The organism is Actinoplanes sp. HUAS TT8 (assembly GCF_051380535.1).
In the GTDB taxonomy this organism is placed as follows: Bacteria; Actinomycetota; Actinomycetes; order Mycobacteriales; family Micromonosporaceae; genus Actinoplanes.
The window spans coordinates 4,117,652-4,136,857 of sequence record NZ_CP195646.1 but is presented as its reverse complement, the minus strand read 5'-3'; the positions used below and the strand labels follow the sequence as shown (position 1 = coordinate 4,136,857).

Sequence of the window (19,206 nt, the reverse complement as noted above, 5' to 3'; positions counted from 1 at the left end):
CCGGAGCTTGCCGGGGAAAATTCCGGCGAGGCCCGACTCGTCAGGGGGCGCACGTGGAAATCACCGGCATCTTCACCGCGATCATCATCGGCCTGGTCATCGGCGCGCTCGGCCGCCTGGTCGTCCCGGGCAAACAGAACATCCCGATCTGGCTGACCCTGGTCATCGGGATCGTGGCCGCGCTGATCGGCACGTTCATCGCCGCCGCGATCGGCGTCGACGACACGCGCGGCATCGACTGGATCGAACTCATCCTCCAGATCGGCCTGGCCGCCGTCGGCGTGACCATCGCGGCCGCCGCCCGTCCTCGCCGCTGACCTCGTCGCGGTCGGCTCGGCCGACCCGGCGTGCCGTCCTGGGCGGGCCGCCTTCGTCTGCGGCTCGGCCTGGCCGGCGTCAGCGGGTCGGGTCGACCATCGTCATGCCGGCGACCGTGGCGCGGTCGAAAGTCGGGAGCAGGGCGGCGACCTCGGCCAGGCCGACCGTGCGTTCGATCAGGCGCTGCGGCTGCAGCGTGCCGGCGTCGATGAGGGACATCATGGCCGGATAGTCGGCCGCGGCCATGCCGTGGCTGCCGAGCAGGTCCAGCTCCCAGCCGATCACGCGGGCCATCGGCACCCGCGGGTGACCGTCGATCGGCGGGAGCAGGCCGACCTGGACGTGACGGCCCCGGCGGCGCAGGCTCAGGATGGCGTCGGCGCAGGTCTGCTCGCTGCCGACCGCGTCCACCGCGACGTGGCTGCCACCGCCGGTCAGGTCGGCGATCGCGGCCGGGACATCCGTGCCGCCGGCCCGGATCACATGCTCGGCGCCGAGCGCGGACGCGACAGCCAGGGCCTCCGGGTTACGGTCGACGGCGATCGCGCGACCACCCAGCGCCCGGGCGATCATCACCGCGCTCAGACCGACCCCGCCGGCGCCGAGGACCGTCACCCACTCGCCCTCGGCGACCCGGGCGCGGCCGGCCAGGGCCCGGTACGCGGTGGCGAAACGGCAGCCCAGGCTCGCGGCGGTGGCGTAGCCGACCGGCTCGGGCAGCGCGACCAGGTTCGTGTCGGCGGCGTGCAGGGCCACGTACTCGGCGAAGGAACCCCAGTGCGTGAAACCTGGCTGCTCCTGGTCCGGGCAGACCTGGCCCTGACCGGAACGACACCACTCGCAGCGGCCGCAAGCGCAGATGAACGGGACGGTCACCCGGTCGCCGACCGTCCAGCGCTCGACCCCGGCACCGACCTCGGTCACCACACCGGCCAACTCGTGGCCGGGGACGTGCGGGAACACGATGTCGTCGTCGTGACCGGCCCAGCCGTGCCAGTCGCTGCGGCACATCCCGGTCGCCATGACCCGCACGACCACGCCGCGGTCGGGGGCGGACGGCTCGGGCACGTCCCGGACCTGGGGCTGGGCTCGGACAGCATCGATCACGACGGCACGCACGACCCCATCCTGCCAGGCGTGGTCGGAACGGCGGGTGGCGACGGCGGGGCCGGGGGCGGCCCTTCCTCCGTACGCGAAGAAGCTTGTGAATTTGATCGTGAATCACCGCTCGGGGCCAGGACGATCAGGGCGACTCCGACGGCGATCAGGGCGGTGGCGGCCAGCATGCTCAGGGTCAGCGGCTCGCCGAGGATCCACCAGCCGAGCAGGACCGCGACGACCGGGTTGACGAACGCGTAGGTGCCGGCGATCCGCGGCGCGACGTTCTCCAGCAGCCAGGTGTAGGCCGTGTAGGCGACGATGCTGCCGAACACCACGAGGTAGGCCAGGGCGAGCATCGACTTCGGGACGACCTCGACCCGGCCCAGCTCGCCGGAGACCGCGGCCAGGACCGTGAGGATGACGCAGGCGCAGAGCATCTCGACCGCGCTGGCCATCAGCGCCGGCCGCGGAAGGGACAGGTGACCGGCCCAGACCGAACCCAGCCCCCAGCACAGCGCCGCGCCGAGCGCGACCGCCACACTGATCGCGCTGCCGGCCCCGGACGGGCGGGCCAGCACCACGACACCGGCCAGACCGGCGAGCAGACCGAACGCGACCGGCCAGGTGATCCGCTCCCGATCGGCGAAACGGCGACCCACGACGATCCACAACGGGATCGTGGCCAGGAACAACGCGGTGATCCCGGACGACAGTCTCTGCTCGGCCCAGGCGGCGCCACCGGTGCCGAGGGCCGGCAGCAGAAGACCCTGAATCGCCCCGGCCCGCCATTGGCGCTTGCCGTTGCGGTCGTGGTGGCCGAGCCGGTGCCCGCCTTCGAACTGGGCGTGGCCAGCGAGATCTTCGGACTGACGCCGATCGGGGCGGGACTGCCCCGGTACGAGTACGCGGTCTGCGCCGAGCGCTGCGAGCGTCCTCCGGCTTCTCCATCGTGCCCAGCCACGACCTGCGACGACTGGACAGCGCCGATCTGATCATCGTGACCGGGGCGTCGCCGATGGCCGCGGCGCCCGGCGGGGAACTGACCGCGGCCCTGCATCGAGCCGTCGGCCGGGGCTCGACCGTGGCCGCGCTGTGCACCGGCGCGTTCCCGGTGGCGGCGACCGGGCTGCTCGACGGGCGGCGGGCGACCACCCACTGGTCGGCGGCGGCCGAACTGGCCCGGCGCTATCCGGCGGTGAAGGTCGACCCGGACCCGATCTACATCGTCGACGGGCCGGTGGCGACCAGCGCCGGCTCGTCGGCCGCGATCGACCTGTGTCTGCATGTGATCAGACGCGAATTCGGGGCCGCGGTGGCCAACCGGGTCGCCCGGGAACTCGTCGTGCCGCCGCATCGCAGCGGCGGGCAGGCGCAGTTCGCGCCGACGACGGTGCCGGTCGTGGACGCCGGGCCCGGCCTGGCCGAACTGCTCGACTGGGCGGTGCAACACCTGGCCGCGGACCTGTCGGTGGAGGCGCTGGCCGGCCGGGCCGCGATGTCGGCGCGCACGTTCATCCGCCACTTCACCGCGGCGACCGGGACGACCCCGGCGGCCTGGGTACGGGACCAGCGCATCCGCCGAGCCGAGGAACTGCTGGAACGGGACGGCGCGACCGTCACCTCGGTCGCCCGGCGCTCCGGGTTCGGCAGCGCGGACACGCTGCGGCGGCATTTTCGGCGGGCGCGCGGGGTGACGCCCGAGGCGTACCGGGCCGCCTTTCGTATGCTCCCCTGAGCCGCCCGCCGAGCTCCCGGAGGACGCCGTGCGCGACGACCATCCCCTCGACCAGCTGCTTGCCGCGCTGGAAGGAGAACCCGCCGCCCCGATCGTCAGCGCGATGCGCGCGTCGGCCGAACGGCTCGCCGACCGGCGGACCTGGGTGATCGGACCACCCAGCCTCCTCGATCAACCGGATGAGGACGGCACACGCTGGGTCGAATCCGGCCGCATGGATGCCGGACTCGCCGACAACCTCATCGGCGAGTGGGAGCGGGTCGTCGACCGGGCGAATCCCCCTGGATGATCGGTAGACTGACTTCGACCGGCGGCAGGAAGGGTCACCAGGTCGGCGGGCGGTGCTCGACGAAAGCGCGGACGCCCTCGCGGCGGTCGTCGGAGAAGACCGCGGTTCGCCAGGCGGCGTCCTCGATGTCCAGGCCGGCGGGCAGGTCGGCGCCGAGGCCGTGGCGGATGGCGTTGCGGGCGTTGGCGACCGCGATCGGGGAGTTGGCGGCGATCAGGCCGGCCAGGTCGAGCGCCGTCGTCAGGTCGGCGCCCTCCGGGACGAGGCGGTCGACCAGACCCAGACGGGCGGCCTCGTCAGCCTTCACCTGGCGACCGGTGAGGATCAGGTCGGCGGCGATGCCGTAGCCGACGCGGCGCGGCAGCAACTGGGTTCCGCCGCCGGGGACGATGCCGACGCGCACCTCGGGGAGGCCGACCACGGCGGTCTCGTCGGCCACGATCAGGTCGCAGCTCAAGGCCAGTTCGTAGCCGCCGCCCAGCGCGTACCCGTGGACCGCCGCGACGGCCGGGACCGGCAGGTCGCGCAGGCTTGCGAAGGCGCGGCGGAAGACGAGGCGCTGGGCGTCGAAACCGGCGTCGTCGAGGGTGTGGCGCTCCTTGAGGTCGGCGCCGACACAGAACGAATCGGGGGCGGCCGAGCTGAGCACGATCGCGCGGGCCGGGCCGGCGGCGACCTCGGCGGTCGCGCCGATCAGGGCCTCGGCCAGGGCGGTGGAGAGTGCGTTGCGGGCCGGGTCCGGTTGAGCCGGATCTCGGCGACGAGTCCGTGGGCGACGATCGCGACGTCAGCGGTCACGGGCCCACGCTATCGGGCGAGCGGAGCGCCCGCCACGGATCGTGCGACGGCCGGCAACGCACCGATGTCGGTCGACCCATGGGCAGTCAGGGCCGGCCGGGATCGCCGCCGTACGCATAGCCTGTTCCTGTGCCGGACCCCACCCTGTACGCGATCAGCGATCTGCACGTCGCGTACCAAGAGAATCGTGACATCGTCGACGGGCTGCGGCCGGAGAACGAGGGTGACTGGCTGATCGTCGCCGGTGACGTCGGGGAGATGTTCGCCGACGTGACGTGGGCCCTGGAGGTGCTGGCCGGGCGGTTCGCCAGGGTGATCTGGTCGCCGGGTAACCATGAGCTGTGGACGCCCCGGGAGGACCCGGTCCAGCTTCGCGGTCAGGCCCGGTACGAACGTCTGGTCGAGGCGATCCGCGGGCTGGGTGTGGTCACACCCGAGGACGAGTTCCCGGTGTGGCGCGGCGCCGGCGGGCCGGCCGTGATCGTGCCGCTGTTCCTGCTCTACGACTACTCGTTCCGGATGCCGGGGCTGAGCACGAAGGCGGCGTCGCTGGAGAAGGCGTACGAGGCCGGGGTGGTCTGCACCGACGAGATGCTGCTGCACCCGGATCCGTACCCGAGCCGGGAGGAGTGGTGCTGGGCGCGGGTGGCGTACTCCGAGAAGCGTCTCGCGGCGATCGACCCGGCGCTGCCGACCGTACAGATCAACCACTGGCCGATGGTCCGGCAGCCGACCGACATCCTGTGGCACCCGGAGTTCGCCCAGTGGTGCGGAACGGAGCGCACGGCCGACTGGCACGTCCGGTTCCGCGCCGCCGTGTCCGTTTACGGTCACCTGCACATCCCGCGGACCACGCGATACGACGGGGTCCGCTTCGAGGAGGTGTCGGTCGGCTACCCCAGAGAGTGGAAGCGGCGCGACACCCCACCCGGCGAGCTGCGCCGGATACTGGGCTGAAGGGCCGTCACCGGCTCCTCACCCGTCCACATCAGACCTGTTCAGCACGGTCACGAACGCGGCCCGGACCTGAGCCCGCAACCACGCGTGGGCCGGGTCCGTGTCGTGGCGCTGATGCCATCCACACGTGATCGGCGCGGTCGGCAGCTCCACCGGCAGCGCCACACTGACCAGATCAAAAGCGGTCAGCAGGGGCCGCCACATCAGCTCCGGTGTGGTCAGCACGGCATCGCTGCGGGCGATCACGTGCGCGGCCGTCGCCGCGGTACCGACGGCCGCGAGGACCCGCCGCCGCAGCCCGTGCGTCTCCAGGATCGCGTCGACCGGATCGGTCAGCCGGCCCCGCCGCGAGATCAGCACATGCGGCAGATCGGCAAAACCTTCAAGATCAAGCCCTTGCGCGTACGGATGATCCCGCCGCACCACCGCCACGAAACGATCCGCGCCCACGGTCTCGTGCCGGATCTCGGGCAGCGCCGGCACGGACGCCCCGATCTCCAGGTCGACCCGCCCGTGCCGCAGCTCGTCGGTGTCCACGGCGGCCTCGGGCAGGAAGCGCAGCCGCACCCCGGGCGCGTGCTGGACCACGGCGGCCAGCAGCGGCGGGGCCAGCGCGGTGGCCAGCATGTCGTGGCACTGCAGGGTGAACACCCGCTCCAGCCCGGCCAGGTCCAGCTCGCGACTCGGGGCGAGCACCCCCTCGGCCTGACGCAGCAGCTCACCGACCTGCTCACGGACCCGCAGGGCGTACGGCGTCGGGGTCATCGCCCGCCCGGTCCGCACCAGGATGTCGTCACCGGTCAGCCGGCGCAGACGGCCGAGACTGCGGCTGACCGCGGGGGAGGAGAGCCGCAGCCGCTGGGCCGCCCCGGCCACACTGCCCTCCTCCAGAAGCGCGTCCAGCACCGTGAGCAGGTTCAAGTCCAATTGCATGAGGGTAAATCGTAGAGTAACAACGTTGCATTGGACACAATGGTTGGCAGGCTCGATAGTTCAAGTCATGAACTTGTTGACAGTCGCCGTCGAGGCCGTACACACCGCCGCCGCCCAGGTCACCCACCCGGCCACCACCCCGGTGACAAAAGAGGAACTGTTCGCGGCACTACGCGCCAACGACGAAGCGGTCACCGCGATCCTGCGGCCCGCCCTGACCGAGGCGCTACCCGGCTCACAGTGGACCTCGGACGAGCACGGCTCCGGGCCGATGCCCGACGGCGACTGGTGGGTCGTCGACCCGGTCGGCGGCAACATGAACGCCGTCCAGGGCATGCCGGACTGGAACATCGGCGTCAGCCTGGTCCGCGACGGCGCGCCCGTCCTGGCCGTCCTCTACGCGCCGGTGCCGGGGGAGACGTTCACCGCGACCGCCGGGCACGGCGCGTTCCTCAACGGCACACCGCTGCGGGTCTCGGCCAAAACCGACCTGAGCCTGGCCCTGACCGGCACCGGGCAGGCCAAACCGAGCCGGGAACCGGCACACGCCGCCCGGGCCGGTGCCGCGATCGCGGCGATGATGCGCGAAGCGCTCTACGTCCGCGCCTCCGTGCCGGTCGGCCAGCAACTCGCGAACGTCGCGGCCGGCCGGATGGACCTGCACTGGCAGTTCGACAACCTGCGCTCGCACATCGCGCCGGTCCTGCTCGTCCGCGAAGCCGGCGGGACCGTCACCGACCTGGACGGCAAACCGTGGGAGATCGCCAGCGACGGCTACCTGGCCGCGGCCCCCGGCGTGCACGCGGCGGCCCTCGACGTGCTGCGGACGGTGAAGTGACCATGGAGATCACCGTTCTGGGCGCCTCCGGCGCGACCGGCCTCGAACTGACCCGGCAAGCCCTCGAACGAGGCCACTCGGTGGTGGCGATCGCCCGCACCCCGTCCAAAATCGCCATCCCGGACTCGCCCCGTCTTACCCGGGTAGCGGCCGACGTCCGCGATCCCGACAGCATCGCCGCCGCCCTCGCCGGCCGTGCGGTGGTCGTCTCCGGCCTGGGCATAGCCAAGGGCGACAAGCCCGGCGTACTCGTGGCGGGCGCTCGCGCCCTGGCCGCAGCCCGAAGCCGGCCCGACACGAATGCCCGGCCCGCACGCTCGGCCGGCGTGGCGCCCGGCGCAGATGCCCGGCCCGCAGGCGCGGCCGGCGGGGTGCCCGGCGCAGATGCCCAGCTCGCAGGCGCGGCCGGCGGGGTGCCCGGCGTGGGCCGGGTCGTGTGGCTCGGGGCCTACGGCACCGGGCCGTCCGCCCGCGCGGCCGGAGTGGTCACCCGGACGCTGCTCAAGGCGCTCGGCGACCAGCTCCCCGACAAGGTCGAGGCGGACGCCCTCGTGCTGGCGATGGGCGGCACCGTCTTCCACGCCGGCCCGCTGACCAACGGCCCCCGGGCGGCCGACCGGCGGACCATCGGGCTCAGCGAGGCCCCGAAACGCCTGTTCCCGGCCATGGTCAGCCGCGCCACGGTCGCCGCCGCGATGCTCGACGAGGCCGAGAACCCCGCCTACGCGGGCGGGATCGCCCTGCCGGCTGCGGCCCCCGCATAGTCGAGGGCACCGCACCACTGACCTCACCTCGGCTGGGTGCGGCGCCCGCGCTGCCGGGAGCGCCGCACCACCGGCCTCAGCCGCCGATCTTGGAGAGGACGAACTTCTCGGCGACGTTGTTGTACTTGCGCGTGTAACTGAGGTGCACCGCCACGCTCGCCCCACTGGCGCAGAACGTGTCCCCGGTGTCGCAGTAGGACTGGGTCCGGCCGGTGAAGGCGTCCAACGAAGCGTCCTCGCCCCGGGCGAAGAGCCCCCGCGTCTGCGAGGTCCCGGCGTTGAACGACTTGCCCGGCACATACCGCGGATCACCCATGAGGATCACCGCCACCACCTTGTCGGAGACACCGGTGGAGATCGCCGCGCTCTGCGTGAACCCGGCGACCCGCCCGGTACCCGCGAGGACGTCACCGATGACGTGCGCCCCCTGCGAGTAGCCCATCACCACGATCTTGGTGTCCGGGCAGTTCGTCGCCTCGTTCGTGAGCTGCGTGGTCAGCGCTTTCGTGCCGGCCGCCACGCTCGGCGGATACGGGTTGAGCAGCGCCGGGTAGTCGGTCGCCTCCACCGTGATCGTCTGGTCGCTGGCCCGGGTGACCGCCGTGGCCAGGGATCCGATGATGCCGGTGCCGGGCGCCTCGGTCGAGGCCCGGGTCACGATGATGTGCGCATCCGGGCAGTTCCCGGCCTTGTCACCACTGGACGCGACCCGAGTCGTGGCCCCCAGCCTGGGGAACCGCAGCCCGCTGCCGGCCGCCCGCGCGTTGCCGGCCGCTTGCTGCCCGGCAGTCGTGCCACCCTGCGCCCCGGCTGTCGTGCCGCCCCGCGCGCCGGTCGCTGCGCCGGTCGCCTGGCCGATGGCCGTCGCTCGCTGGCCGGCGGCGGATCCGGTGTGGGCGCTCTGGCGGGAGGCGCCCAACCCGGGGATCGTCGCGGCGAAGCTGTTCTGAACCACGAGCAGGGCGCCGACGGTCATGACCGCCACCGCGCCGCCCAGCGCGACGCGCTTGCGCATCGATCGCGGGCCACTACGTTTGCTGGACCTCCTGGGAGACATCGAAACCCCTCTCGGTCTGTTTGCACTCGGTGTGCAAATACCTGCCCGTAGATACGGCAGTGCGCCGCAAAAGGTTGAACCCCTTTCGACTCGATCGTGTTGTGCGGCGCGCTCACCTGCCCGAACATCGACGCCGGCAAGATTCCCGGCCGCGGGATCCGCCCGCTGCCCACATGTTCCGGTCCTCCCGGTCGTCGCCCGTCGGTCGCCTGAGAGCCGGTCGCTCCGGATGTCCGGCCCTTCGTGAGAGGCAACCTACGCCGACCCCGGTGTCACCCCGGTTTCAGCCGCCGACACCTTGCCGACACCGCCCGGCGGGCAGGATGGGCCTCGATCGCCGGACCTGGTTAGCGTTAACAAACCTGCCACTTGACATCGCCGAAACACCCATGAAAATCGATGTTAACTTTCACATCCGTGGATCCCCAGGCGGTCGCCGCCCACCGGACGGCCGTCCCACACGCACGCGAAGGGTTCCCCGAAATGCAGATCTCCCTGCGCTCCCGATGGCGCGCCGCGTTCGCGGCCGCCGCGACCGCCGTCCTCGCCGCGGCCGCTCTGGCCGTCGGCGTCAACGCCGCGCACGCCGCGGGCACCCTGCCCTGTGACATCTATGCCACTGGCGGCACGCCCTGCGTCGCCGCGCACAGCACCACCCGCGCGCTGTTCGGCGCCTACAGTGGCTCGCTCTACCAGGTGAAGCGCTGGTCGGACGGTGCCACCAGCAACATCGGCACGCTCGCGGCCGGCGGTTATGCCAACGCCGCCGCGCAGGATTCGTTCTGCTCCGGCACCTACTGCACGATCGTCAAGATCTACGACCAGACGTCGAAGCACAACGACCTGTCGATCGCGCCCGGCGGCGGCGCCAACCCGACCGCCGACCAGGGTGCGAATGCGTCCGCGCTGCCGGTGACGGCCGGCGGCCACAAGGTCTACGGCGTCTACATCTCGGCCGGCAACGGGTATCGGAACAACGCGACCAGCGGTGTCGCCACCGGCAGTCAGCCCGAGGGCATGTACATGGTCACCGAGGGCACCCACGTCAACGACCGCTGCTGTTTCGACTACGGCAACGCCGAGACCAACAACCTGGACACCGGCAACGGTGACATGGACGCGATCAACTTCGGCACCGAGTGCTGGTTCTCGCCGTGCGCGGGCGGCCCGCGGGTGCAGGCCGACCTGGAGAACGGTCTGTTCGCCGGCGGCAACGGTTCCTACACCGCCAACACCGGCCGCAGCAGCGCCTTCGTGACCGCGGTGCTGAAGAACAACGGCACCACGACGTACGCGATCAAGGACGGTAACGCGCAGTCCGGCAGCCTGGCGACCCGCTACAACGGATCGTTGCCGACGCAGTCGGGCTACATGCCGATGACCAAGCAGGGCGCGATCATCCTGGGCATCGGCGGCGACAACAGCAACGGCTCGGTCGGCTCGTTCTTCGAGGGCGTCATGACCAGCGGCTACCCGTCCGACGCCACGGAGAACTCGGTCCAGGCCAACATCGTGTCGGTCGGCTACAGCAAGAGCGTCACGTTCCCGGTCAGCGGCTCCACCTACCGCCTGACCAACGTGCAGAGCGGCAAGGTGCTCGACGCGGTCAACTGCGGCACCGCCAACGGCACCGCGATCGACCAGTGGGCGGCGCTCGGCAACACCTGCCAGCAGTGGAAGTTCACCAGCGTCGGCGCGAACAAGTGGACGCTCACCAACGTCAACGCCGGCAAGGTGCTCGACGCGGTGAACTGCGGGCTGGCGCTGGGCACGGCGGTGGACCTGTGGCAGTCGCTGGGCAACCTGTGTCAGCAGTGGGCGGTCATCCCGGCCGGCAACGGCAAGTATGAGCTGGTGGTCGAGAACAGTGGCATGGTCCTCGACGATCAGGACTGCGGCACCGCCAACGGCACCCCGGCCCGGCTCTGGATGTGGCTGAACAACCCCTGCCAGCTGTGGACCATCGCGTCCTGACGCAGCTCACCGCGAACGCGGGATCGCCGAACCCGGCGGTCCCGCGTTCGTCGTTCAGCGGCCGGCTTGTCGATGAGACCGGCGGTCTGCTAACTTGGGTGACGTACAAAAGACCGCCGGTCTCTAAGGAGTGCGTCATGTATCAGGTGCCCGACCAGAGCGGCCGACTCGCCGTCGTGACCGGTGCCAACAGCGGCACGGGCCAGGAGGCGGCCAAGCGTCTCGCCGGCGCCGGCGCCGAGGTGATCCTCGCGGTGCGCACGCCGGCCAAGGGGGAGCGGGCCCGCGGTGAGATCCTCGCCGCCCATCCGCGGGCCAAGGTCGAGGTGCGCCGGCTGGACCTGGCCGACCTCGCCTCGGTCCGCGACTTCGCCGACACCCTGATCGCCCGCGGCCGCCCGCTGGACCTGCTGCTCAACAACGCCGGCGTGATGATGCTGCCGCAGCGCACGGAGTCGCCCGACGGCTTCGAGCTGCAGCTGGCCAGCAACTATCTGGGCCCGTTCGCGCTGACCGGGCGCCTGCTGCCGCTGCTGCTGGCCGCGCCGGCCCCGCGCGTGGCCACGATGAGCAGCGGCACCTCGGCCCAGGGCCGGATCGCCTTCGACGACCTGCAGCTGCGCGACGGCTACACCCCGACCCGGGCCTATGCGCAGTCCAAGCTGGCCGACCTCATGCTCATGCTGGAGCTGGCCGACCTTGCCGCCGCCCGCGGCTGGCCGCTGATGTCGGCGGGCGCGCACCCCGGCTATACGCGGACGAATCTGCAGAGCTCGGGTCCGACCCAGGGCGGCGGCCGGGCCAGTCTGGCCATGCGCATCGGGTTCCGGGTGGTGCCCAGTCAGGGCGTCGAGCAGGGCGCAGAGCCGTTGCTGTACGCCGCGACCAGCCCCGACGCGGTTCCCGGCGGTTACTACGGGCCGCGCTGGCTGAGTCTCGTCGGGCCGACCGCGGTCGCCCGCCCGACCGGCCGGGCCCTGGACAAGGGCGTGCGCGCTCGGCTGTGGGCCGAGTCGGAGCGTCTCACCGGGGTGAGCCTGGGATGACAAAGGACCGGCAACCGCCGTACGGCCGCCGGTCCTTGATCTTGATCTTGCTTTTTGCCTTTTAGCGGACCTGGATGCGGACCGCGTCCATGGCCGGCGTCTGGTTCGCCCGCTCCATCATCGGGATGCGGTGCGAGCCGTCGCCCGCCCAGGAGGCGCACTGCGCGGTGCCCGCCTGCGGCAGACCCGGCACCTGGATGGTCACCGAGTCGGGCGTCTTGCCGCCCTTGCTGTCCTCGGTCGCCACGAAGAACGCGGGGACCGGGTCCGGCGCGGGCGCCGTGTTCGTGCTGGCCAGCATGCGGCACGCGGTGTGGAAGTGTCCGCGCACGATGCCGTTCTGCAGAACGCTGGACTCCACGTAGTACCCGCCCTGACCGGCGGCCAGGAAGCGGTCGCGGATCAGATTCCGGGTGCTCACCTTGAGCGTGAACGCCTGGTTGACGCCGACACGCTGCGGCGCCTGCACGATCAGCAGCGAGGCGTCGTTGGCCGCCGAGGCGACCTCGCCGAACTCGGTGCTGACACAACGGTCACCCTTCTGGAAACCGTCGTGCGCCGGAAGCTTGCTGGTGTCGCAGCTGTTGGTCAGAATCCCCAGGTTGGCGCCGGGGGCGGTGGTGGCCGCAGCGGTGGTCGGCGCCGCGGTGGCACCACCCCCGCCGTTCTGGTTCAGCGTGCAGGCCGCCAGGCCCTCGGCGTTGAGGTTCGGCTTCGCGGCGTTGCGGCCGATCGCCGTCTCGATCCGGTTGATCGTGGCAAACCGCTTGTCCTTCAGCGGTCCGAGGATCGCGTTCTGGATGAAGTTCGCGCCGCCCTGACCCTTGGTCGCGACGATGCGCTGATTGGCCTCGTCGATCTGGGTCTTGAGCAGCGCGAGGTTCTGGTTGACCTCGTTCTGCGCCTGCGCCGGGACCGACACGGTGATCTTGACATCGGGGCAGTTGACTGTCGGCGAGGCCGACGACTCCGCCGCCGACGCCACCCCGAGTCCGATTCCGGCCAGGGTCACGGCGACCCCGACCACCGCGACAACCTGCCAGCGCCGCGACTTGATGATCTTTGACCGATACATTGGCCTGTGCCTTTCCCCATGGCATAGACATGCCTTCGGCCATCGATACGGGATCGCTCCCATGGCGGATCAACGATGGCGCCACGAGTTTTCCATTTAAGATCAATTTCAATTTCGGCGTACGTCGTGAGCTCCGCGCGACCGGTTCTGACCAGGCCTTATCGCGCGCGTCGGGAGTGGGCGCCTGAGTGTCGCCTTAAGTTGTCGGCAACCCGTTCGCAGCCTGGCTCCGCGTCCTCCTCAGAATCGGCCCGCGCCCGCCGACAGTCGGGGTCGAAGGTCGAGCAGGGAGAACCATCGTGCAAGCAATCGCCGCGGGGACACGGACGTCGTGGTGGCAGCCCGGAAGTTCGGAACAGGCCGAAGCCGAACGGCTCCTGGACCGGGTCCGCGCCCGGCTCGGCGTCGAAGTCGCCTGGGTGTCCGTCCTCACCGCGGACCGGGTGATGATCTGCGCCGCCACCGGCGCCGTCGACGAGATGAACGTGCCGCTGACCGAAGGCGCCGACCTGATCGGATCGTTCTGCGCCCGAGTCCTCGCCGGCACACTGCCCGACGTCGTCCCCGACGTCCGCCGGCACCCGATCACCCGCGACCTCGCCGCGACCAGCGACCTGTGCATCGGCTCGTACGCGGGAGTGCCGTGGCACACCTCGGACGGCGTCTTCGGCGGCATGCTCTGCTGCGTCAGCCGGCACCCCGACCCGTCACTCGACGAACGGGCGGTCACCTACCTGAGCCTGATCGCCGACCTGATCGGTGACCTGATGGCCGGCCCGCTCGCCGAACAGCGGCAGGCCGTCGCCACGGCCCGCCGCACCGTACAGTCGGTCCTCGACGACCGTTCCGTCACCATGGTGTTCCAGCCGGTCGTCCGCCTGGCCGACAACACCACGGTCGGATTCGAGGCCCTGGCCCGCTTCGACCCGGCCACCTTCACCGGCCCGGACCGCGCGTTCGCGGCCGCCGCCCAGGCCGGACTCGGCGTACCCCTGGAACTGTTGGCCCTGCGCGGAGCGCTGCACCGCCTCGACGACCTGCCCCCGGACACGTGGCTCGCCGTCAACCTGTCCGCCGACGCGCTGCTCGACGCCGAGGTGCGCGACACCCTCCTCGGCCACGCCGGTCCACGCCTGACCATCGAGATCACCGAACACGCGCAGGTCAAGGACTACGAGGCACTGACCGACGCGCTCGCCTCCCTCCGCCAAACCGGCATCCGGGTGAGCGTCGACGACGCCGGTGCCGGCTACGCCAGCCTCCAACACATCCTGCGGCTGTGCCCGGACCTCATCAAACTCGACATCAGCCTGGTCCGCGACATCGACACGGACCTGGTGAAGGCCGCCCTGGCCACCTGCCTGAACGACTTCGCGGCTCGGATCGGCGCCGGGCTGATCGCCGAGGGCATCGAAACCCCGTCCGAACTGTCCCGCCTGACGGCGATCGGGGTGGCCTGCGGGCAGGGGTACCACCTGGCTCGACCCGCCCCACTGCCCTGACCCGATCCCGGGGCAGCCGGGTCCCGCGCCCGCGTTGTGCCCGCGCCCGCGTTGTGCCCGCGCCCGCGTTGTGCCCGCGCCCGCGTTGTGCCCGCGCCCGCGTTGTGCCCGCGCCCGCGTTGTGCCCGCGCCCGCGTTGTGCCCGCGCCCGCGTCGCGCCCCTGCCCGCGTCGCGCCCCTGCCCGCGTCGCGCCGCCACCTGCGTCACGGTGGGCTTGCGCCGCCCTGCGCCGGCCCACCCTGCGCCGCCCTGCGCCGGCCCGCCCTGCGCCGCCCTGCGCCGGCCCGCCCTGCGCCGCCCTGCGCCGCGCTGCGCCGGCCCGCCCCGCGCCGCGCCGGCCGCACCGCGCGGCTTCGTGCCCCGCGTCGTGCCGTGCCGGGCCGTGCCCCACTGTGTCCCCTTTTGGGGCACCCGCTGGGCCGGGGTGAGCGACTACAGTGGCGGGTGCCGTTCTTCCGACCACTGCGAGGTGCCGCGATGCCCCCGGAGCCCGACATCAGCGGCCTGAACACCTCGCGCCGCTACAACCAGTGGCTCGGCGGCAAGGACAACTATTCCGCCGAGCGGGAGTCCACCGCGACCATCGTCAGCGTCCTGCCGAACATGATGTCCGCCGCCCGCGAGGGCCGCGCGGTCGTCATGCGCGTCGTACGCCACCTGGTCGCCGACCGAGGCATCAGCCAGATCCTCGACATCGGCGCCGGCCGCCCGCTCTCACCCAATGTGCACGAGGTCGCACAAGAGGCAAACCCGACAACCCGGATCGCGTACGTCGACAATGACGCCCTTGTCGGCGTCCAGCACCGCGGCCAAACCCTCAGCCACCCACAGGGAGTAACCGAATTCGTCGACGGCGACCTCTTGAACGTCGACCGCCTCCTCACCGACGCCCGGTTACTCCAAGTGATCGATTTCAGCCAGCCGGTCGCCGTGCTCCTGGGCAGCGTCCTCCACCTGATCGACGACGACGAGCGCGCTCACGAGGCGGTCCGCACCCTGATCGCCGCCCTGGCACCAGGCAGCTACGTGGTGATCGTCCACGGCACGTTCGACACTCTGCCGCCCGCGGTCCAGTCCAAGGTCCAAGCCCTGATCGGCAGTGGCCGGCACGGCGTCTACCGAGCCCGCACCCGCGACGAGGTCCTGGCCTTCCTCACCGGCCTCGACCTGGTCGACCCCGGAATCGTCTCCAGCGTCGAATGGCACCCCGCCCCCGACACCACCACGACGGTCGCCGACGCGATGTGCTGGGTCGCCGTCGCCCGAGTCCCCTGATCACATAGCAGTCCCTCTCCCTCTCATCGCTCGTTGGCACCGGCCCGGACCAGGCCGCATTCGTACGCGAACACGACCGCCTGAACCCGGTCCCGCAACCCGAGCTTGGTCAGCAACCGACTGACGTACCCCTTCACCGTCCCCTCGGTCAGGAACAACCTCCCGCCGATCTCCGCGTTGGACAGTCCGCGGGCGATCAGCTCCAGCACCTCCCGTTCCCGCTCGGTGAGCGCCTCAAGTTCCACCACCGTCCGCGGCAGCGGATCCTCGGACGTCCCGATGTGCCGCTCGATCAACCGCCGGGTCACCGACGGCGCCACGATCGCGTCCCCCTTGGCCACCACCCGGATCGCCGACAGCAGATCAGCGGCGAGGGTGTCCTTGAGCAGGAACCCACTTGCCCCGGCCCGCAGCGCCGAATACACGTATTCGTCCAGATCAAACGTGGTCAGAATGAGGATCCGTGGCCCTTCCGGCAGTGCCGCGCGGATCCGGCGGGTCGCCTCCAGCCCGTCGACCCCGGGCATCCGGATGTCCATCAGGATCACGTCCGGCTCGGCCGTCACCGCCAGCCCGGCCGCTGCCGAGCCGTCATCGGCCTCCCCGACAACCTGCATGTCGTCGGAGTTCTCGAGGATCATCCGCAGCCCGGCTCGCAAGAGCACCTGATCGTCCACCAGCAGTACCCGGATCACGTGATCTCCAGCCGCTCAAGCGGAATCCGCGCCGACACGACATACCCACCACCCGGCCCGGGTCCCACTTCGACCTCGCCACCGAGCAGCGCCACCCGTTCCCGCATGCCGCGCAACCCGTTCCCCGTTCCTTCGCCGAGCACCCAACCGCCTGGCACCGCCCAGCCGACCGACATTGCACCCGGCGGCCCGCTGCGGGACATATCGTCGGGCGTCCCGCCGACGCCGTTGTCACGGGCGTCGATCCTCAATTCGCCGCGTCGGTACGCCACCACGACCTGAGCACAAGCACCCGGCCCACCGTGCTTCATGGTGTTGGTCAGGGCCTCCTGCACGATCCGATAGGCCGACACGTCCACCCCGGCCGGCAGCGGCCGTGGCACGCCCTCGATGTGCAGCTGGACCGAAGTGCCCGCCTGCCGCACCTGTTCGACGAGTTGTGGCAGCCGCGCCAGCCCCGGCACGGGCTGGGTCCCGTCCACCGGCCCGGTCGCCGACAACACCTGCCGCATGTCGGCAAGGGATGCTCGCCCGGTTGCCACGATCGTGTCCAGCGCGGCGAGCGTGTCCGAAGGCCGCTTCTCGAATGCCGCCGCCCCGCCCTGCGCCTGCATCACGATGACGGCCAGCCCGTGCGCGACGACGTCGTGCAGCTCACGGGTGATCCGTGCCCGCTCGGCGGCCACGGCCAGCGCGGCCTGCTGATCCCGCTCACGCTCCAGGTCACGGGCCCGTGCCACGAGCTCACCGAGATAGGCACGGCGGCTGCGCATGCCCCACCCGATCGCCCATTCCCCGACCAGCAGCGGGCCGAGCAGGACGATCCCACCCCAGTCGGTCGGGCCGAGCACGGTGTGGTTCTCACCCCGTACCGAATCGTTGTCCGGAGCCGGAGCACCAGCCTGCCGTGCGTCGCCGGGTGAACCGTCAGTGGCCTCCAGGTCGCGGCCTTGGCCGCCGGAGGCTACCGTTCTCTGGAAGGCCCAGCCGTCGGTCTTGCCGTCGAGCGCCACATAGGCCGACCAGCCGACCGCCGTGGCCAGAAGGCCGCCGAGCACGGTGAGTGACACCGCGCGTCTCCGCTGGGCGGCGACCGTATAAAGCAGTATCGGGATGGCCACGTCGGCGACCACCGGAGCATCGGCCGCGGCCATCCGCGCGAGGGTGGCAAGAGTGGCCGCGACCAGCGCGGGGAACGGCCGGCGACGACGCACGGCGACGGCGGCCGCGGCGACTCCGATCAGGAGCCATCGGATCCGCGGCCAGGCCTCGGCCAGCGAGCCGTCGAGCACCGGAGTCACCCCGGCGGCCTGGCCGCCCTGCGCCCCGGCGAGCATCAGGGCGGTGCCGGCGAGCAGCACGATGGCGAGACCGACATCCTGCGATCCCGGTCTGCGCGCTGCCGCCCACATGCCCATGCGAAGAATCTAGGTCGCGGCGCGGCCGCCCGGACACTATCGAAAGTAAGTATTCGAGACCTGACTTCGGGCAGATGCGGGCCGGGCCCGCCGTGGCGGAGCCTCGATCGCATGACGAAACCACCGCTCGTGCTGCTGGTGCTGCTGGCCCTGGCGCTGGCCGGTTGCCGCAGCCTACCCAAGACCCACACGGCGATGGAGTGGACCAAGGTGGTGCCGCCGGGCGACTGCCACTGCGCCGACGGCAGCCAGTTCAACTTCTGGGAGAGACGCACCGATCCGACCAGGGTCGTCCTGTTCCTGAACGGTGGCGGAGTCTGCTGGGATGCCACGACCTGCGCGTTCACCAGCAGCGACTCGGAGGGCGAGAGCAACGAATATGCCTGGAACCTGCACAGTGTCGACCCGGCCAACCGCAGCGGCATGTTCGACACGACCCGGTCTGACAACCCGTTCGCCGACTACTCGTTCCTCTATGTCAGCAGCTGCACCGGCGACGCGCACCTGGGCAACACCACTCAGAAGTATTCGCCGCAGCTGACCGTCGAGCACAGGGGTTATACGAACGGCACAGCCTCCGTCGACTACCTGGCCACCCACTATCCGGACGTCGAACAGGTCGTGGTCATCGGCAAGACGGCCGGCTCGGTCGCGGCACCGATCTACGGCGGCCTGGTCGCCGACAAACTCCCGAAAGCCCAGGTCGTCGTCTTCGGTGCCCAATCCGGCGCCTGGCCCGACGACGTCAGATTCAACACCGAGGTCTTGGGTACGAGGTGGGGGGCCTACGCCGCGATGCCCGTCTGGGCGGTCAAGGACCGCAGCGTCGCCCAGTGGAGCGTTTCTGGCCTCTGGATCCAAGCCGGTCGCCACGATCCGAACCTGGTGTTGGCCCGCTTCGACTTCGCTTACGACCCACACGCGTATCGCGAGGTGACCGCTTGGACGAAGAGTGATCCGGCAGGTCTGCTCGCGCTGACCGACTCCAACGAGAAGACGATCGAGGCCGCGGGCGTGGCCCTGCACAGCTTCACGGCGCCGGGTGCCGACCATCAGATCTTCGAGCCGGACAAGTTCTACGAGCTGAGCGTCAACGGCGTTCATCTGCCCGACTGGCTGCGCAAACTCGTCAACGACAAGATGCCGCCGGCCGACGTCCACTGCGTCGAGTGTGGCCCGTGATCGAGCATGTCAACCCAGCTTTGGTACGGCGTGAGCACCGCCCCGCCGGGCTCGCATCACCACGTGATCCGGCGTTGGCGTCGCCGCAGAGTCCGCAACTGGACACCGTTCTGACCCCAGGCACGCCGGGGCCGGGGATATCCGGGTCGAGGGTGTCGGGACCGGAGTCATCGGGGCCGGGGTCGCCGGGGCCGGGGTTGTCGGGGCTGGAGTCGTCTGGGTCGGGGTTATCGGGAGCAGGGATGTCG

At 71.1% G+C, this 19,206-nt stretch carries 19 protein-coding genes; 11 read left to right on the top strand and 8 right to left on the bottom strand.

The genetic code is table 11. From position 1 onward, the window contains the following. Positions 1 to 53 precede the first annotated feature (53 nt). Positions 54 to 317 (top strand): GlsB/YeaQ/YmgE family stress response membrane protein, encoded by a 264-nt coding sequence (locus tag ACSHV8_RS18765; protein ID WP_436534819.1) that lies wholly within the window; start codon positions 54 to 56, stop codon positions 315 to 317. A 79-nt stretch (positions 318 to 396) separates the two neighbouring features. On the opposite strand, the gene ACSHV8_RS18760 is transcribed toward ACSHV8_RS18765, so the two are convergent. Further along, on the bottom strand, positions 397 to 1,437 hold the full coding sequence (locus ACSHV8_RS18760; RefSeq protein WP_436534818.1) for a zinc-dependent alcohol dehydrogenase family protein: 1,041 nt from the start codon (positions 1,435 to 1,437) through the stop codon (positions 397 to 399). Further along, positions 1,422 to 2,111 carry an EamA family transporter gene (locus ACSHV8_RS18755; RefSeq protein ID WP_436534816.1) on the bottom strand — a complete coding sequence of 230 codons (690 nt, stop codon included), beginning with the start codon at positions 2,109 to 2,111 and terminating at the stop codon, positions 1,422 to 1,424. The genes ACSHV8_RS18760 and ACSHV8_RS18755 overlap by 16 nt, the downstream gene beginning before the upstream one ends. Positions 2,112 to 2,368: 257 nt before the next feature. On the opposite strand from ACSHV8_RS18755, the gene ACSHV8_RS18750 reads away from it, so the two are divergent. Together ACSHV8_RS18750 and ACSHV8_RS18745 are read left to right on the top strand one after the other, a co-directional pair. Continuing rightward, a complete protein-coding gene (locus ACSHV8_RS18750; protein ID WP_436534814.1) occupies positions 2,369 to 3,154 on the top strand; it encodes a GlxA family transcriptional regulator in 786 nt (261 codons plus the stop codon). A 28-nt stretch (positions 3,155 to 3,182) separates the two neighbouring features. Continuing rightward, entirely contained in the window at positions 3,183 to 3,443 is a 261-nt protein-coding gene (locus tag ACSHV8_RS18745) for a hypothetical protein (protein WP_436534812.1), read from the top strand. A 34-nt stretch (positions 3,444 to 3,477) separates the two neighbouring features. Here ACSHV8_RS18745 and ACSHV8_RS18740 read toward each other — a convergent pair whose 3' ends face one another. Continuing rightward, positions 3,478 to 4,137 carry an enoyl-CoA hydratase/isomerase family protein gene (locus ACSHV8_RS18740; protein WP_436536818.1) on the bottom strand — a complete coding sequence of 220 codons (660 nt, stop codon included), beginning with the start codon at positions 4,135 to 4,137 and terminating at the stop codon, positions 3,478 to 3,480. Positions 4,138 to 4,370: 233 nt separating this feature from the next. Between ACSHV8_RS18740 and ACSHV8_RS18735 the strand changes: the two genes are divergently transcribed. Beyond that, entirely contained in the window at positions 4,371 to 5,198 is an 828-nt protein-coding gene (locus ACSHV8_RS18735; RefSeq protein ID WP_436534811.1) for a metallophosphoesterase family protein, read from the top strand. Between the two features lie 18 nt (positions 5,199 to 5,216). Here ACSHV8_RS18735 and ACSHV8_RS18730 read toward each other — a convergent pair whose 3' ends face one another. Beyond that, positions 5,217 to 6,131 (bottom strand): LysR family transcriptional regulator, encoded by a 915-nt coding sequence (locus ACSHV8_RS18730; protein ID WP_436534809.1) that lies wholly within the window; start codon positions 6,129 to 6,131, stop codon positions 5,217 to 5,219. A 67-nt stretch (positions 6,132 to 6,198) separates the two neighbouring features. On the opposite strand from ACSHV8_RS18730, the gene ACSHV8_RS18725 reads away from it, so the two are divergent. Continuing rightward, positions 6,199 to 6,969, top strand: coding sequence for an inositol monophosphatase family protein (locus tag ACSHV8_RS18725; RefSeq protein WP_436534807.1), 771 nt, complete (start codon positions 6,199 to 6,201; stop codon positions 6,967 to 6,969). A 2-nt stretch (positions 6,970 to 6,971) separates the two neighbouring features. Beyond that, complete coding sequence (locus ACSHV8_RS18720; protein WP_436534805.1) at positions 6,972 to 7,733, top strand: NAD(P)-dependent oxidoreductase; 762 nt, start codon at positions 6,972 to 6,974, stop codon at positions 7,731 to 7,733. Positions 7,734 to 7,809: 76 nt separating this feature from the next. Here the strand turns inward: ACSHV8_RS18720 and ACSHV8_RS18715 are convergent, their stop codons facing one another. Then, on the bottom strand, positions 7,810 to 8,748 hold the full coding sequence (locus ACSHV8_RS18715) for a cutinase family protein (RefSeq protein ID WP_436534803.1): 939 nt from the start codon (positions 8,746 to 8,748) through the stop codon (positions 7,810 to 7,812). 525 nt (positions 8,749 to 9,273) lie between these two features. Between ACSHV8_RS18715 and ACSHV8_RS18710 the strand changes: the two genes are divergently transcribed. Further along, complete coding sequence (locus tag ACSHV8_RS18710; protein WP_436534801.1) at positions 9,274 to 10,764, top strand: arabinofuranosidase catalytic domain-containing protein; 1,491 nt, start codon at positions 9,274 to 9,276, stop codon at positions 10,762 to 10,764. A gap of 137 nt (positions 10,765 to 10,901) precedes the next feature. Further along, a complete protein-coding gene (locus ACSHV8_RS18705) occupies positions 10,902 to 11,810 on the top strand; it encodes an SDR family oxidoreductase (RefSeq protein ID WP_436534799.1) in 909 nt (302 codons plus the stop codon). A 61-nt stretch (positions 11,811 to 11,871) separates the two neighbouring features. On the opposite strand, the gene ACSHV8_RS18700 is transcribed toward ACSHV8_RS18705, so the two are convergent. Further along, positions 11,872 to 12,885, bottom strand: coding sequence for a hypothetical protein (locus ACSHV8_RS18700; protein WP_436534797.1), 1,014 nt, complete (start codon positions 12,883 to 12,885; stop codon positions 11,872 to 11,874). A gap of 299 nt (positions 12,886 to 13,184) precedes the next feature. Here ACSHV8_RS18700 and ACSHV8_RS18695 point away from each other — a divergent pair, with 299 nt between their 5' ends. Next, positions 13,185 to 14,387, top strand: coding sequence for a sensor domain-containing phosphodiesterase (locus tag ACSHV8_RS18695; RefSeq protein ID WP_436534795.1), 1,203 nt, complete (start codon positions 13,185 to 13,187; stop codon positions 14,385 to 14,387). Positions 14,388 to 14,865: 478 nt separating this feature from the next. After that, on the top strand, positions 14,866 to 15,663 hold the full coding sequence (locus ACSHV8_RS18690) for an SAM-dependent methyltransferase (RefSeq protein WP_436534793.1): 798 nt from the start codon (positions 14,866 to 14,868) through the stop codon (positions 15,661 to 15,663). 23 nt (positions 15,664 to 15,686) lie between these two features. On the opposite strand, the gene ACSHV8_RS18685 is transcribed toward ACSHV8_RS18690, so the two are convergent. Both ACSHV8_RS18685 and ACSHV8_RS18680 read right to left on the bottom strand, forming a co-directional pair. Further along, positions 15,687 to 16,358, bottom strand: coding sequence for a response regulator (locus ACSHV8_RS18685; protein ID WP_436534791.1), 672 nt, complete (start codon positions 16,356 to 16,358; stop codon positions 15,687 to 15,689). Then, positions 16,355 to 17,776 (bottom strand): sensor histidine kinase, encoded by a 1,422-nt coding sequence (locus ACSHV8_RS18680; RefSeq protein ID WP_436534789.1) that lies wholly within the window; start codon positions 17,774 to 17,776, stop codon positions 16,355 to 16,357. The genes ACSHV8_RS18685 and ACSHV8_RS18680 overlap by 4 nt, the downstream gene beginning before the upstream one ends. Before the next feature lie 111 nt (positions 17,777 to 17,887). Here ACSHV8_RS18680 and ACSHV8_RS18675 point away from each other — a divergent pair, with 111 nt between their 5' ends. Then, positions 17,888 to 18,958 carry a pectin acetylesterase-family hydrolase gene (locus ACSHV8_RS18675; RefSeq protein ID WP_436534787.1) on the top strand — a complete coding sequence of 357 codons (1,071 nt, stop codon included), beginning with the start codon at positions 17,888 to 17,890 and terminating at the stop codon, positions 18,956 to 18,958. Positions 18,959 to 19,206: the final 248 nt, after the last annotated feature.